This is a genomic window from Clavibacter sp. VKM Ac-2872 (assembly GCF_015351105.1).
Taxonomy (GTDB): Bacteria; Actinomycetota; Actinomycetes; order Actinomycetales; family Microbacteriaceae; genus Clavibacter.
The window spans coordinates 971,686-984,424 of record NZ_JADKRR010000001.1 but is presented as its reverse complement, the minus strand read 5'-3'; the positions used below and the strand labels follow the sequence as shown (position 1 = coordinate 984,424).

The 12,739-nt window shown below is 76.4% G+C and carries 12 protein-coding genes; 9 read left to right on the top strand and 3 right to left on the bottom strand.

Annotation, left to right across the window (positions count from 1 at the left end; translation table 11 throughout):
• Positions 1-48: 48 nt before the first annotated feature.
• Genes ITJ40_RS04695 through ITJ40_RS04675 form a run of 5 tightly spaced genes read left to right on the top strand, consistent with a single transcriptional unit; the run spans position 49 to position 6,460 of the window.
• Complete coding sequence (locus tag ITJ40_RS04695; RefSeq protein WP_194665969.1) at positions 49-909, top strand: ABC transporter ATP-binding protein; 861 nt, start codon at positions 49-51, stop codon at positions 907-909.
• On the top strand, positions 906-1,733 hold the full coding sequence (locus ITJ40_RS04690; protein ID WP_194665968.1) for an ABC transporter ATP-binding protein: 828 nt from the start codon (positions 906-908) through the stop codon (positions 1,731-1,733). The genes ITJ40_RS04695 and ITJ40_RS04690 overlap by 4 nt, the downstream gene beginning before the upstream one ends.
• On the top strand, positions 1,730-3,136 hold the full coding sequence (locus ITJ40_RS04685) for an MFS transporter (RefSeq protein ID WP_194665967.1): 1,407 nt from the start codon (positions 1,730-1,732) through the stop codon (positions 3,134-3,136). Before ITJ40_RS04690 ends, ITJ40_RS04685 begins: the two co-directional genes overlap by 4 nt.
• Complete coding sequence (locus ITJ40_RS04680) at positions 3,126-4,667, top strand: ABC transporter substrate-binding protein (RefSeq protein WP_194665966.1); 1,542 nt, start codon at positions 3,126-3,128, stop codon at positions 4,665-4,667. Before ITJ40_RS04685 ends, ITJ40_RS04680 begins: the two co-directional genes overlap by 11 nt.
• Entirely contained in the window at positions 4,667-6,460 is a 1,794-nt protein-coding gene (locus tag ITJ40_RS04675) for an ABC transporter permease subunit (protein ID WP_194665965.1), read from the top strand. The genes ITJ40_RS04680 and ITJ40_RS04675 overlap by 1 nt, the downstream gene beginning before the upstream one ends.
• Here ITJ40_RS04675 and ITJ40_RS04670 read toward each other — a convergent pair.
• Positions 6,457-6,759 carry a hypothetical protein gene (locus ITJ40_RS04670; protein WP_194665964.1) on the bottom strand — a complete coding sequence of 101 codons (303 nt, stop codon included), beginning with the start codon at positions 6,757-6,759 and terminating at the stop codon, positions 6,457-6,459. The genes ITJ40_RS04675 and ITJ40_RS04670 overlap by 4 nt on opposite strands.
• A 213-nt stretch (positions 6,760-6,972) precedes the next feature.
• On the opposite strand from ITJ40_RS04670, the gene ITJ40_RS04665 reads away from it, so the two are divergent.
• Both ITJ40_RS04665 and ITJ40_RS04660 read left to right on the top strand, forming a co-directional pair.
• A complete protein-coding gene (locus ITJ40_RS04665; RefSeq protein ID WP_194665963.1) occupies positions 6,973-8,388 on the top strand; it encodes an MFS transporter in 1,416 nt (471 codons plus the stop codon).
• 105 nt (positions 8,389-8,493) lie between these two features.
• Entirely contained in the window at positions 8,494-9,897 is a 1,404-nt protein-coding gene (locus ITJ40_RS04660; RefSeq protein ID WP_194665962.1) for an MFS transporter, read from the top strand.
• A 51-nt stretch (positions 9,898-9,948) separates the two neighbouring features.
• Here the strand turns inward: ITJ40_RS04660 and ITJ40_RS04655 are convergent, their stop codons facing one another.
• On the bottom strand, positions 9,949-10,632 hold the full coding sequence (locus ITJ40_RS04655) for a hypothetical protein (protein WP_228511800.1): 684 nt from the start codon (positions 10,630-10,632) through the stop codon (positions 9,949-9,951).
• 135 nt (positions 10,633-10,767) lie between these two features.
• On the opposite strand from ITJ40_RS04655, the gene ITJ40_RS04650 reads away from it, so the two are divergent.
• Together ITJ40_RS04650 and ITJ40_RS04645 are read left to right on the top strand one after the other, a co-directional pair.
• Entirely contained in the window at positions 10,768-11,322 is a 555-nt protein-coding gene (locus ITJ40_RS04650) for an MOSC domain-containing protein (protein WP_194665960.1), read from the top strand.
• 11 nt (positions 11,323-11,333) lie between these two features.
• Positions 11,334-11,531: a hypothetical protein gene (locus ITJ40_RS04645; RefSeq protein ID WP_228511798.1), complete on the top strand. Its 198-nt coding sequence runs from the start codon at positions 11,334-11,336 to the stop codon at positions 11,529-11,531.
• A 10-nt stretch (positions 11,532-11,541) separates the two neighbouring features.
• Here the strand turns inward: ITJ40_RS04645 and ITJ40_RS04640 are convergent, their stop codons facing one another.
• Positions 11,542-12,681 carry a LacI family DNA-binding transcriptional regulator gene (locus ITJ40_RS04640; RefSeq protein WP_194665958.1) on the bottom strand — a complete coding sequence of 380 codons (1,140 nt, stop codon included), beginning with the start codon at positions 12,679-12,681 and terminating at the stop codon, positions 11,542-11,544.
• Positions 12,682-12,739 lie beyond the last annotated feature (58 nt).

Here is a 12,739-nt window from a genome sequence, read left to right as displayed (position 1 = left end):
GAGCGCCGCCGGACCGTCCGGCACCGCGCGCGGACGGACGGGGGCCCGGTGCATCCCGCCCTCGACGTCCGCTCCCTCTCGATCGCGATCGGCCGCGCGGCGCTCGTGCACGACGTCGACCTCCGCGTCGGCGCCGGCGAGCGCGTGGCCCTCGTGGGCGCCTCAGGGTCGGGCAAGTCGCTCACGGCGCAGGCCGTGCTCGGGACGCTGCCGCCCGGATCCCGGGCGCGCGGCGTCGTCGAGCTCGACGGCCGCGCGGTGGCCCCGGACGCGCCGCGCCAGCGCCTCGGCCGCGTCGCCGCCGTGCAGCAGGACTCCCTCGCGGCGCTGAACCCGCTCGTCCCGGTGGGTGCGCAGCTCGTCGCGGCGCTGCGCGCGAGGCGGGCGCGAGGATCCGCCGCCGACGGCGGGCTCCTCACCCGGGGCGACGCGCGGCGGGAGGTGCGGACGCTCCTCGCCGAGGTGGGCATCGAGGATCCCGACGGCGCGCTCCCCGCCTTCGCCGCCGAGCTGTCGGGCGGCCAGCGCCAGCGCGTCTGCCTCGCGCTCGCGCTCCTCTGCCGCGCCGGCCTGCTGGTCGCCGACGAGCCGACGACCGCGCTCGACGTCGTCACGCAGGCGCGCGTGGTCGACGTGATCCGCCGGCGCCTCGACGCGACCGGGCAGGCGCTCCTCTTCATCACCCACGACCTCGCGGTGGCCGCGGCGCTGTGCGACCGGGTCGTCGTGCTCGAGGCCGGTCGTGTGGTCGAGGCCGGGGCGATGCGCGACCTCGTCCGGGATCCGCGTCACGCGTACAGCCGCGCGCTCGTGGCGGCGGCGTCCCGACGCATCCCCGGTGGATCCGCGATGCGGCAGCCGGCCGCGGCGCTCGGCACGGCGGCGCTCGGCGCGGTGGCGGCCCGATGACGGACGCGCTCACCGCCGCCGGCATCACGCACCGCTACCCGCCGCGGCGCGACCCCGCCGCGCGGCGCGCCGCACGGGCCGCCCGCGCGTCCGGTGCCCCCGGGCCCGCGCCCGCGCTCGACGACGTGTCGTTCGGCGTCGCGCCCGGGGAGACGGTCGGGATCGTGGGCCGCTCCGGATCCGGCAAGTCCACGCTCCTGCGCGTGCTGCTCGCGCTCGAGGCGCCGACCTCGGGCAGCGTCCGGCTCGGCGACCGGGAGGTGGCGCCCGGCCGCGCCGCGGCCCTCCGCTGGTACCGGCGACGCGTGCAGATGGTGCCGCAGGATCCGGGCGCGAGCCTGGAGCCGCGCATGACCGTCCGGCAGCTGGTCCGCGAGCCGCTGCGCCGGCTCGACGTGGCGGGCGACCACGCCGCGATCGTCGCCCGCGCCCTCGACGACGTCGGCCTCGCCGCATCGCTCGCCGACCGCCGACCCCGCGAGCTGTCCGGCGGGCAGGCGCAGCGCGTGGCGCTGGCGCGCGCCATCGCGACCTCGCCCGGGATCCTGCTCGCCGACGAGCCCGTGAGCGGGGTGGACCTGCCGCTGCGGGACCGGATCATCGAGCTGCTCGACGGGCTCGTGCGCGAGCGGGGGCTCGGGCTGGTGCTCGTGTCGCACGACCTCGACGCCGTCGCGCGGCTGTGCAGGCGGAGCGTCGTGCTCGCGGGCGGGCGGATCGTGGAGGAGGGGCCGACCGGGCGCCTCCTCGCGGATCCCGCGCATCCGGCGACGCGCGAGCTCGCCGACGCCGTGTCGCGGCTGCCGGGAGCGCGCACCGCATGACCGCGCCCCACCCTCGCGGACCCGCGGGCCCGCCATCCGCCGCGCCCGACGCCGTCCCGCCCGCGACGAGACCGGCCCGCGGCGGCACCCCGCCCGCCGCCGTCCTGCTCACCAGCCAGCTCGTCTTCAACCTCGGCTTCTACGCGGTCGTGCCGTTCCTCGCCGTCGTGATGCGCGACGACCTCGGGCTCGGCGCCCTCGCGATCGGCCTGGTGCTCGGCGCCCGCACCTTCAGCCAGCAGGGCCTCTTCCTCCTCGGCGGCATGCTCGCCGACCGCTTCGGCCCGCGCACCCTGATCGCCGCGGGGTGCGTCGTGCGCGTGTCCGGCTACCTGGGGCTCGCGCTGGCGGCCGACCTGCCCGGTTTCCTGGCCGGCGCGATCCTCACCGGCCTCGGCGGCGCGCTGTTCAGCCCGGCACTGCAGAGCCTCGTGGCGGCGGCCGATGCCCGGGCGCGGTCGTCCCGGCGATCCGGCCGCCCGTCGCTGTTCGCGGCGCTCGTGCTGGTCGGCGAGATCGGCGCGGCGGTGGGTCCGCTCGCCGGCGCGGCCCTGCTCGGACTGGGCTTCTCGACCACGGTGCTCGTGGGCGCGGCGCTGTTCGCGGCCGTGGGCGTGGCGCTCTGGTGCGTGATCCCGGCGGACGCGGGGCGGGCGCCCGCGGCGGGTCCCACCCCGTCCACCCCGTCCGCGCCGGCCGGATCCGCCGCGCACGCAGCGCCCGCCGCGCCGGCCGCGCCCGCCGACCGCTGGGCCGCCGTGCGGGACCGCCGCTTCCTCGCGTTCTCCGCCCTCTTCGCCGTCGACCTCGTGGCCTACAACCAGCTCTACCTCGGGCTGCCGCTCGAGCTCGCGCGCGCCGGTGCGGGGACGGCGGCGGTCGGATCCGCGTTCCTCGCCGTCTCGCTCCTCACGATCGCTCTGCAGTGGCCCGTCGCGCTCCTCGCGCAGCGGCTCGGCCCCGGTCGCGCGCTCGCCTGCGGATTCGGCACCACCGCGACGGGCTTCGTCGCGCTCGCGCTCGCGTCCGTCGTGCCGCCGCCCGCGGGTGCCGAGCTGGTGCCCGCCGGCGTCCTCGTCGTCTGCCTCACGCTCGGCCACATGACCGCGGGTCCCGTGACCATGGAGCTCGTCCCGTCCTTCGCCGCAGGGCGCCCGACCGCCTCCTTCTACGGGTTGCTCGCCAGCTGCGGCGGCGTCGCCGTGCTCGTCGCCGGCGGCGTGGTCGGATCCCTGCTCGACTCCGCGCCCGCCCTCGCCTGGGGGATCCTCGCCGCGCTGCCCGTCGCCGCCGCTGTCGGCCTGCCCCGGCTGCTGCCCGCTCCCCCGACCACCACCCCCGGTGCCCCGCGCATCGCCGCCGATGCCCCGCGCATCCCCGAGACAGGACCCCATGCCCGCTAGACGCCCCCGCCCCGCCCGCACCGCCGCCCTGATCGCCCTGGCCGCCGCGACGACGCTCGCCCTCAGCGGCTGCTTCGCCGCGAGCCCCGGGGCCTCCTCCGCGGGATCCGCCGACGGCGACGGCCGCATCCGCCTCGCGATGCTGCAGCCGCCGCGCTCCGGCCTCACGCCCCTCAGCGACGACGCCTTCAAGCTCGCGCGCTGGAGCACGGCCGAGACGCTCGTGACCCTCGACGACCTCGGCGACGCGCAGCCGCAGCTGGCGACCGGCTGGACCCGCGTCGACGACCTGACCTGGGCGTTCGACATCCGACCCGACGTGCCCTTCCACGACGGCACGACCCTCACGGCCGCGCAGGCCGCCGCCTCGCTCACGGCCGCCGCGACCGCGAGCCCGAAGCCGCGGATCCTCGACGGCGTGGACCTCACCGCCACCGCGGACGGCGACCGGCTCGTCGTGCGCACCGCGACGCCGGATCCGCTCGTGCCGCAGCGCATGTCGAGCCCGCAGCTCGCGATCCTCGCGGCCTCCGCGTACGGCGCCGACGGCACCGTCTCGCCCGTCGGCACCGGCACGGGGCCGTTCCGCCTCACCGCGGTCGACGGCACGTCCTCCGCCACGCTCGACAGGTTCGACGACTACTGGGGCGGCCGCGCCGCGTCCGCCGGGATCGACGTGCGCTTCGTGCCCGACGGCACCGCCCGCGCCGCCGCCCTCCGCACCGGCACGGCCGACGTGGTCGAGGCGATCCCCGTGGGCCAGGCCGCGCAGGTGGATCCGCGGCTCCTGCACGAGGTCGCCATGCCGCGCACCAACACGCTGTACCTCAACACGCGGACGGGGCCGTTCGCGGATCCCGCCGTGCGCGCCGCCGCCCAGGCCGCCGTCGACCGCGCCGCCCTCGTCTCCGGCGTCTACGAGGGACGGGCCGACGCGGCCACGGGTCTCCTCGGACCCGCGCTCCCCTGGGCCGCCGACCTCCGCGACGGAGCGTCCTACCGGGACGCGCTGGCGGGCCGGGCGACGCCCGCGCAGGTCGACGGCGTGCCCATCACCCTCGGCACCTTCACCGACCGCGCCGAGCTGCCGGAGGTGGCCGTGCAGCTCGAGCAGCAGCTCGAGGCCGCCGGCTTCGACGTGACCCAGGACGTGCGCGAGTACCAGTACATCGAGGCCGACGCGCTCGCGGGGAAGTTCGACGCCTTCATCCTGTCGCGCGCCACCGTGCTCGACTCCGGGGATCCGGCCGCGTACCTCTACAGCGACTTCGCATGCCAGGGCTCGTTCAACATCTCGCAGGAGTGCGACCCGGCCGTCGACCAGGCGCTCGCGGACGCATCCGCGCTGCCGGCCGGACCCGAGCGTCGCGCCGCGATCATGCGGGTCGAGGCGCTCGTGCTCGCCGACGACGCCGCGGTGCCGCTCCTGCACGAGCGCGTGATCCAGGGCGAGGCCGCCGGGGTGACGGGCGCCGTGCGGGATCCCCGCGAGCGCGCGCTCATCACGGCCGACACACGCGTCGCGCGCTGATGGGCCGCGCGCGCGACGGGCTCGTCGTCGGGGCGTCCCGCGTCGTCGCCGTCGGCGGCCTCGTGGCGCTCGTCGGCGCGCTCCCTTGGCTCTCGGGGCGCTCGCCCGAGTACACGATCCTCCGCGCGCGCTACGCCGACCTCGAGGCGACCCCCGAGGCCCTCGCGGCGGTGCGCGCGCAGCTCGGCCTCGACCGCGGGCCGCTCGCCGTCTCGGCGGACTGGATCGCGGGCATCGTCCGCGGCGACCTCGGCACGTCGTGGATCTCGGGCCGCCCGGTCCTCCCCGGCACCCTCGCCGCGCTCGGCGTCTCCCTCACGCTGATGGCGTTCGCGATCGCGGTCGCAGTGGCGGTCGCCGCGCTCCTCTGCGCGCCCGCCCTCCGCGACGCGACGCGGGGACGCCGCGCCTCCGGATCCGGCGCCCTGGCCGCCGCCCTCACCGCGCTGCCCGAGTTCCTGGTCGCGACCGCGCTCCTCGTGGTGGTCGCCGTGGGGCTGCGCTGGGCCCCGCCGTCCGGCTGGGACGGGCCCGCGAACGCGGTGCTCCCGGCGCTCGCCCTGGGGATCCCCGCCGGCGGGCTCGTCGGCCGCCTCCTCGCCGACGCGATCCGGGCCGCGTCCGCCGAGCGCTGGGTCGCCACGTGGGCGATGGCCGGCCTGCCGCCCGCGCGGACGACCCTCGCGGTGCTGCGCCGCGCGCTCCCGTCGGTGCTCGGGCAGGTCGGGCTCGTGCTCGTCGGGCTCACGGGCGGCGCGGTCGCGGTCGAGCAGGTGTTCGCGATCCCCGGGATCGGCCGCGCCACCCTCGGCGCCGCCGGCAGCCAGGACGTACCGGCGCTCCAGGCGGGCGTGCTCGCGCTCCTCGTGGTGGCCGTCGCCGCGGGCATCGCCGCCGACCTCCTCCGTCGCGCGCTCCTCGGGCCCGCCCTCCGTCTCGGGTCGCTGCCCGTGCCCGACGCGCGCGTCCCCGCCCGACCGCGTGACGCCGTCGTCCCGGCCGTCGCCGCCGGGCTGCTCGCGCTCATCGTGGTGGCGGGCCTCGCGCGGGATCCCCTCGCCACCACCGCGGGCCGGCTCGCCCCGCCGTCGTGGGCGCTCCCCTTCGGCGCCGACGCGAGCGGCCGCGACCTCCTCGGCCGGGTGGGCCACGGCGCCGTCACGACGCTCGGCACGGCGCTCGTCGTGGTCGTCGTCTGCTGCGTCATCGGCCTCGCGCTCGGGCTCCTGCCGCGCGCGGCGATCGGGCCGATCGAGGTCGCGAACGCGGCCCCGCCGATCCTCGCCGGGCTGGTCGTGGCCGCGATCCAGGGGCCGTCGACCGCGGGCGCGGCCGTCGCCGTCGCGGCCGTCGGCTGGGCGCCGCTCGCCGCGCACGCGGGGGCGCTGATGCAGGAGGCGCGCGCGCAGCCGCACGTGCGGATCCTGCCGGTGCTGGGCGTCGGACGCGCGCGGATCCTCCTCGGCCACCTCCTGCCCGCCGTCGTCGGCCCGGTGGTGCGGAACGCGATGCTCCGGCTCCCGGGCGTCGCCCTCACGCTCGCGGCGCTCGGCTTCCTCGGCCTCGGCAGCGCCCGGCCGACGCCGGAGTGGGGCCTGATCCTCAGCGAGGGCAGCGCCTACGCGGAGCGCGCCCCGTGGGCGGTCGCCGCCCCCGCGCTCGCGCTCGTGCTGGCCGCGGTGCTCGCGCTGTCGCTGTCGGCGCACGACCTGACGGGGCTCGTGCGGCGTCGACGCGGATCCGCCGAGGACGCACGCGCGGCCGACGCGCCCGCGATGTCCACCGGGGGCTAGCGCCGGTCGTCCGACCCCGGCTCCGGCTCGTCCGACGGTCGCGGGTCCACGGCGACGCCGCCGTCCTCGTCCCACCTGAGCGCCTCCGCCTGGTCCTCCTCGGTGGGCTCCTCCGCGAGCCGGGCGCGCTCCTCGAGCTCGTGGTGCGTCCACCGCCGCAGCTGCAGCACGGCGAGCACCACGACCGCGACGCAGGGGATCGCGAGGTACCAGAAGCCGGTCGCGACGGCGACGATCGCGCCCGCGCCGCAGATCTGGGCGAGCCCGGGCAGGAGCGCGCGGCCGGTCTCGTGCTCCATCGTGCTCCTCGTGGTCGGCGGCGTCGCGGGTTCCGCCCGTCGCCCCAGCCTACGGACCGCGCACAGCATCTCCTCAGGGGCGTAAACTCAGCTCGGCCATCACGAGTGGCCCCTCGACTCCGCCGCACCCGGCGCCCGCGCCCGACCGGCGCGCCCGCCCCCTCCGCGCGCCCCTGCCGCTCACGCCGCACCAGCCGAAAGCCGTCTCCTCCCATGTCCACGACCCCCGCGGCCCGCACCGCCGCCCCGTCCGCCTCCACCCCGCCCGCCGGCAACTCGCGCTCGCGCGTCATCATCGCGAGCCTCATCGGCACGTCGATCGAGTTCTACGACTTCTACGTCTACGCGACCGCGGCGGTGCTCGTCTTCCCCGCCCTCTTCTTCGCGAACGACGACCCGACCGTCGCGCAGCTCGCGTCCTTCGCGGTGTTCGGCGTCGCGTTCATCGCGCGGCCCATCGGATCCATCCTCTTCGGGCACTTCGGCGACCGCGTCGGCCGCAAGGGCACGCTCGTCGCGTCGCTGCTCACCATGGGCATCGCGACCGTGCTGATCGGCTGCCTCCCCACCGCGCTCACGCCCGGCTGGGAGGTCGCGGCGCCCGCGCTCCTCGTGATCATGCGCTTCGGCCAGGGCCTCGGCCTCGGGGGCGAGTGGAGCGGCGCGGCCCTCCTCGCGACCGAGAACGCGCCCGTCGGCAAGCGCGCCATCTACGGCACGTTCCCGCAGCTCGGCGCGCCCATCGGCTTCATCGTCGCCAACGGCGTCTTCCTCGCGCTGAGCCTCGGCCTCTCCCCGGAGCAGTTCCAGGCGTGGGGCTGGCGCGTGCCGTTCCTCGCCAGCGCCGTGCTCGTGATCGTGGGCCTCTACGTGCGCCTCAAGCTCATCGAGACGCCGGCGTTCCAGAAGGTCGTCGACTCCGGCGAGGTGGCGAAGCTGCCCGTGGCGCGCGTGTTCGTCACGAGCTGGCGCCCGCTGATCCTCGGCACCTTCATCATGCTGGCGACCTACACGCTCTTCTACCTGATGACGACGTTCACGCTCACCTACGGCACCACCGCGCGCGACGCCGCCACCGCCGAGGCCGCCGCCACGAAGGCCGGCAAGACCTTCAACCCGGACACGTTCGCCGCCGGACTCGGCTACGCGCGCAACGACTTCCTCATCATGCTCATCGTGGGCGTCGTGTTCTTCGGGATCTTCACTCTGGTCTCGGGCCCCCTGGCGGAGCGGTTCGGCCGTCGGAAGATGCTCATCGCGACCACCGTCGGGATCCTCGTGTTCGGCCTGCTCTTCGTGCCCCTCTTCTCGGGCGGCTTCGCGGGCACGATGGCGCTCCTCATCATCGGCTTCACGCTCATGGGACTGACGTTCGGCCCCATGGGCGCGGTGCTGCCGGAGCTCTTCCCGACGAACGTGCGCTACACGGGCTCCGCGATCAGCTACAACGTCGCGAGCATCCTCGGCGCCGCGGTCGCGCCCTTCATCGCGGTGGCGCTGTGGCAGCTGCTCGACGGGAACGTGCTGCTCGTCGGCGTGTACCTGAGCGCCATGGCCGCGATCACGCTGGTGGCGCTCATCATCAGCCGTGAGACGCGCGACGCGGACTACGCCGGGAACGTCAGTTGACCCGCGTCATGTGAACGGCGCGCGCGGAGGGGCGGGGAGCGCCGGTAGCGTCGGCGCGCCACGATCCGTGGCGTCTCCCCGTCCCTCAAGTCGGAAGCCACCGCCATGACCGCTGCCCCTGCCACCGCCCCTCCCCTCGCCGCCCCGACCAACCCGCGCTCGCGCGTCCTGGTCGCGAGCCTCATCGGCACGTCGATCGAGTTCTTCGACTTCTACGTCTACGCGACCGCCGCCGTGCTGGTGTTCCCGGCGCTCTTCTTCGCGAACGCCGACCCCGCTGTCGCGCAGCTCCAGTCGCTCGCGGTGTTCGGCGTCGCGTTCTTCGCCCGGCCCATCGGATCCGTGCTCTTCGGCCACTTCGGCGACCGGTTCGGCCGCACGCGCACGCTCGTCGCGTCGCTGCTCACCATGGGCATCGCCACCGTGCTCATCGGCTCCCTGCCGAGCGGCACCACGCCGGGCTGGGAGATCGCGGCCCCGGCCGCCCTCGCCCTGCTCCGCTTCATCCAGGGCCTCGGCCTCGGCGGCGAGTGGGGTGGCGCCGCGCTGCTCGCGACCGAGAACGCGCCCGCGGGCAAGCGCGCCGTCTACGGCACCTTCCCGCAGCTCGGCGCGCCCATCGGCTTCTTCCTCAGCACCGGCCTGTTCCTGGTGCTCTCGCTCACGCTCTCCCCCGCCGACCTGCAGGCGTGGGGCTGGCGCGTGCCGTTCCTCGCCAGCGCCGTCCTCGTGCTCGTGGGCCTCTACGTGCGCGTGAGGCTCGTCGAGGCGCCGGAGTTCCAGGCGGTGCTCGACCGCGGCGAGACCTCCCGGCTGCCGCTCGGCCGCACCATCCGCACGGGCTGGCGCGGGCTCGTCCTCGGGGCGCTCGCCCTCCTCGCGATCTTCACGCTCTTCTACCTCATGACCACGTTCGCGGTCACCTACGGCACGTCGCCGCGCACCGCGGAGGCCGCGCAGGCCGCCGCCACCGCCGCGGGGAAGCCGTTCGACGCGTCCGCGTTCCACGCCGGCCTCGGGTACTCCCGCACCGACTTCCTGCTCATGCTCCTCGTCGGCGTCGTGTTCTTCGCGATCACCATCGTCATCTCGGGCGCGCTCGCGCAGCGCCGCGGCGCCCGCCCGATCGTCGTCGTGAGCGCCGCCGGCATGGTCGTGTTCGGGCTGGTCATGGATCCCCTGCTGTCCGCGGGCATGCCCGGCACGCTCATGTTCGTGATCCTCGGCTTCGCGCTCATCGGCATCGGGTACGGCGCCGTCGGATCCCTGCTGCCCGGCCTGTTCGCCGCCGACGTCCGCTACACGGGCGCGTCCCTCGCGTTCAGCCTCGCGGGCATCATCGGCGGGGCCGTCGCGCCCTTCATCGCGACCTGGCTGTGGGACATCGGCGGCGGCGGCGTGATGCTCGTCGGCGTCTACCTCAGCATCGCGTCCGCGATCTCCCTCGTGGCGCTCCTGGTGCTGCGCGAGCACGGCGCGGCACGGAGCGCTCCCGCCACCGCGAGCTGACGGGGTGAGCGCGGAGGGCCGGGTCGATGCGTCGGCCCGGCCCTCCGCCGTTCACCAGGCCCGGCGGATCGCCTCGGCTCGCGCTCGCATCGCGGCCGACCTCCCGTGCACCAGGAGCCCGACCACGAGCCCCACGGACGCCACGAGGACCACGGTCGGCAGCGCGAAGAGCAGCGGGATGAGCGGCGACGACTCCGCTCCCGCGCCGAGCAGGCCGAGGGCCTGACCGAGGATCCAGGACGCCGCCGTGACCGTGCCGAGCACGAGGAGCGAGAACCGGGCCAGGGGTTCCAGCAGCCGCGCCCGGACGACGACCACCCCGAGCACGGCGAGCGCCACGACGTGCACCGCGAACACGCCCTGCGTCAGCACGATGACCGCCGGAGGATCCACCAGCCCCGCTGACCCGGGCTGGTCAGGGAGCGTCAGGCCGGCGACGATCCGCGCGACGGTGAAGCCCACCTGGGCGCCCGCGGCCACGAGCACCGCGACCCCGGCCGCACGCGACGCCCGGAGGAGCCCCGGCTCGCCGCGCACGCCCCGCGCGAGGACGATCGCGGACGCCACGGCGAGGACCAGCGCGACGACCTCCACCACGGGACCCCGCAGCACGATCGTCGACGCCATGTCCGGCGTGGGCTGGATCGGGACGCCGCCCAGCAGCTCGGGCTGCAGCAGCAGCGCCCCCGCGGAGGCGAGCCCCGCGACCAGCGTCGTCCTGCGTGATCCGCTCATGGCCGTCGCGCGCATCGCATCCCCCATCGCCGTCGATGCCCCGAACCTAGCGGGCCGACCGGGCGCGCGGGACCCCGCGCCCCCGTCCCGGCCGGGGGCTGGTCCGGCGCCCGCCGCGCCGTTATCGTCGCTGGCATGCAGCCGCCAGCATCACCCCGGGTCCTCGCGGTGGCGCGCGACGACGCCCACGCCTTCTCCAAGCCCGTCCGCCCGTCGATCACGCTCCTCGCCGGCCTCGGCGTCGAGGGCGACGCGCACCTCGGCACCACCGTCCAGCACCTCTCGCGCAAGCGCCGCGACCCGGACGCGCCGAACCTCCGCCAGGTGCACCTGGTCCACGCCGAGCTGCACGACGAGCTCGCGGGCAAGGGATTCGCGGTGGGCCCCGGCGACCTGGGCGAGAACGTCACGACCGCGGGCGTCCCGCTCCTCGACCTGCCCACGGGCACGCGCCTCCACCTCGGCGCGGACGCCGTGGTCGAGCTGACGGGCCTGCGGAACCCGTGCATCCAGATCGACACGCTCGGCGCGGGCGCCATGAAGGCGGTGCTCGACCGCGACGCCGACGGGAACGTCGTGCGGAAGTCCGGCGTGATGGGCGTCGTGATCACCGGCGGCGAGGTCCGCCCCGACGACGCCGTGCGCGTGGAGCTGCCCGCGGGCGAGCAGCGCGCGCTGCAGCCGGTCTGATGGTCGCCGACATGAGGATCCTCGCGGCGGCCCTCGCGGGCATCGGCGCGCTCGTCCTCGCGGTCGCGCTGGGCGCCGTGATGGGCGGCATCGCGGGCGAGGAGCCGGCCGGCATCCAGGTCGCGTGGTCCTTCGCCGCGGTGGGGGCCGTGATCCTGCTGGTGGCGCTCGGCGTCGAGGTCGCGCGCCGCCGGGGTCTCCGCCGCTAGGAGCCCGGCCTCAGCCCCGGCAGCCGCAGCTCTCGCGCACCACGAGCTTCGTGCCGAGCCGCAGCGTCACCGGCTCGGCGGGCTGCGGATCGGTCGTCGTGTCGATGAGGATGCGGGCCGCCGCGCGCCCCATCGCCTCCATGGGCTGCCGCACCGTCGTGAGGCGCGGCGTCGCGAGGAGGCCCGCGAGGATCCCGTCGAAGCCCGTGACCACGACGTCGCCCGGCACGTCCACCCCCTCGGCGCGCAGCAGGTCGACGAGGGCGAGCGCCAGCTGGTCGCTCGCGCACACGAGCGCGCGCGGCAGCCGCCCGGCGCGGAGGGCCGCGATGACCCCGCCGAAGCCGGATCCCTCGCCGAGCACCGTGTCGTCGAGCACCTCGTCGGAGGCCGCGACCCCGAGCTCCGCGAGCGCCGCGCGGTAGCCCTGGAAGCGCTCGCGGTAGTCGCCCACGCTCGTCGCGCCCACGAAGCCGAGGTCGGTGATCCCGTGCTCGAGCACGAGGTGCCGCACCAGCTCGCGCGCTCCCCCGCCGTTGTCGGAGGTGACGCGGTGGTGCCCGTCGTCGGCGGGCGGGTAGCTGAAGAGCACGATCGGCATGGCGAGCGAGACGCGCTTCAGCGATGCGGCAGCCGACGGCCCCGGGAAGATCGCGAGGCCGTCGACGCGGCCGGCCGACTCGGCGACGGCGGTGGCGGTGTCGCTGCCGCGGCTGAGCATCACCGGGCGGTCGTGCGCGCGGCACTCGAGCTCGAAGCCGCGGCGCACCTCGTCGACGTAGAGCGGGAACGCGCGCGGATCCGCCGCGATCTCGCCGGCGTCGTCCCACGGGATGAAGGTGCGGCCGGGCGCGTACGGCGTCGCGGCGGAGGCGGTCTCCGCGGACGCGGCGGGATCCGCGGGCTCGCGCTGCAGCGGCCGGTCGATGAGGAGGTCGAACGAGTGCAGCCCGAGCGCGCCCGTGCGTCCGCGGGCGAGGCCGCGGGCGGACGCGCTCGGCATGTACCCGAGCTCGCGCGCGGTCTCGAGCACCCGCTCGCGCGTGGCGACGCTGATCTGGTCGGGTCGGCTGAACGCGAACGACACCGTCGCGATGGAGACCTTCGCGCGCTCGGCGACGTCGTAGACCGTGGGGCGCCGGGGGCTCATGCGACCGTCCTCTCTCCTGGAGAGCGTAGCGAGGCGGGCGCGGACGACCGCGACCCGG

Bases quoted from the DNA above. Each gene is read 5' to 3' on its own strand.
- ITJ40_RS04675 (WP_194665965.1), top strand. From the start codon at position 4,667: ATGGGCCGCGCGCGCGACGGGCTCGTCGTCGGGGCGTCCCGCGTCGTC.
- ITJ40_RS04685 (WP_194665967.1), top strand. From the start codon at position 1,730: ATGACCGCGCCCCACCCTCGCGGACCCGCGGGCCCGCCATCCGCCGCG.
- ITJ40_RS04650 (WP_194665960.1), top strand. From the start codon at position 10,768: ATGCAGCCGCCAGCATCACCCCGGGTCCTCGCGGTGGCGCGCGACGAC.
- ITJ40_RS04640 (WP_194665958.1), bottom strand. From the start codon at position 12,681: ATGAGCCCCCGGCGCCCCACGGTCTACGACGTCGCCGAGCGCGCGAAG.
- ITJ40_RS04655 (WP_228511800.1), bottom strand. From the start codon at position 10,632: ATGAGCGGATCACGCAGGACGACGCTGGTCGCGGGGCTCGCCTCCGCG.
- ITJ40_RS04665 (WP_194665963.1), top strand. From the start codon at position 6,973: ATGTCCACGACCCCCGCGGCCCGCACCGCCGCCCCGTCCGCCTCCACC.
- ITJ40_RS04690 (WP_194665968.1), top strand. From the start codon at position 906: ATGACGGACGCGCTCACCGCCGCCGGCATCACGCACCGCTACCCGCCG.
- ITJ40_RS04670 (WP_194665964.1), bottom strand. From the start codon at position 6,759: ATGGAGCACGAGACCGGCCGCGCGCTCCTGCCCGGGCTCGCCCAGATC.
- ITJ40_RS04680 (WP_194665966.1), top strand. From the start codon at position 3,126: ATGCCCGCTAGACGCCCCCGCCCCGCCCGCACCGCCGCCCTGATCGCC.
- ITJ40_RS04660 (WP_194665962.1), top strand. From the start codon at position 8,494: ATGACCGCTGCCCCTGCCACCGCCCCTCCCCTCGCCGCCCCGACCAAC.
- ITJ40_RS04645 (WP_228511798.1), top strand. From the start codon at position 11,334: ATGAGGATCCTCGCGGCGGCCCTCGCGGGCATCGGCGCGCTCGTCCTC.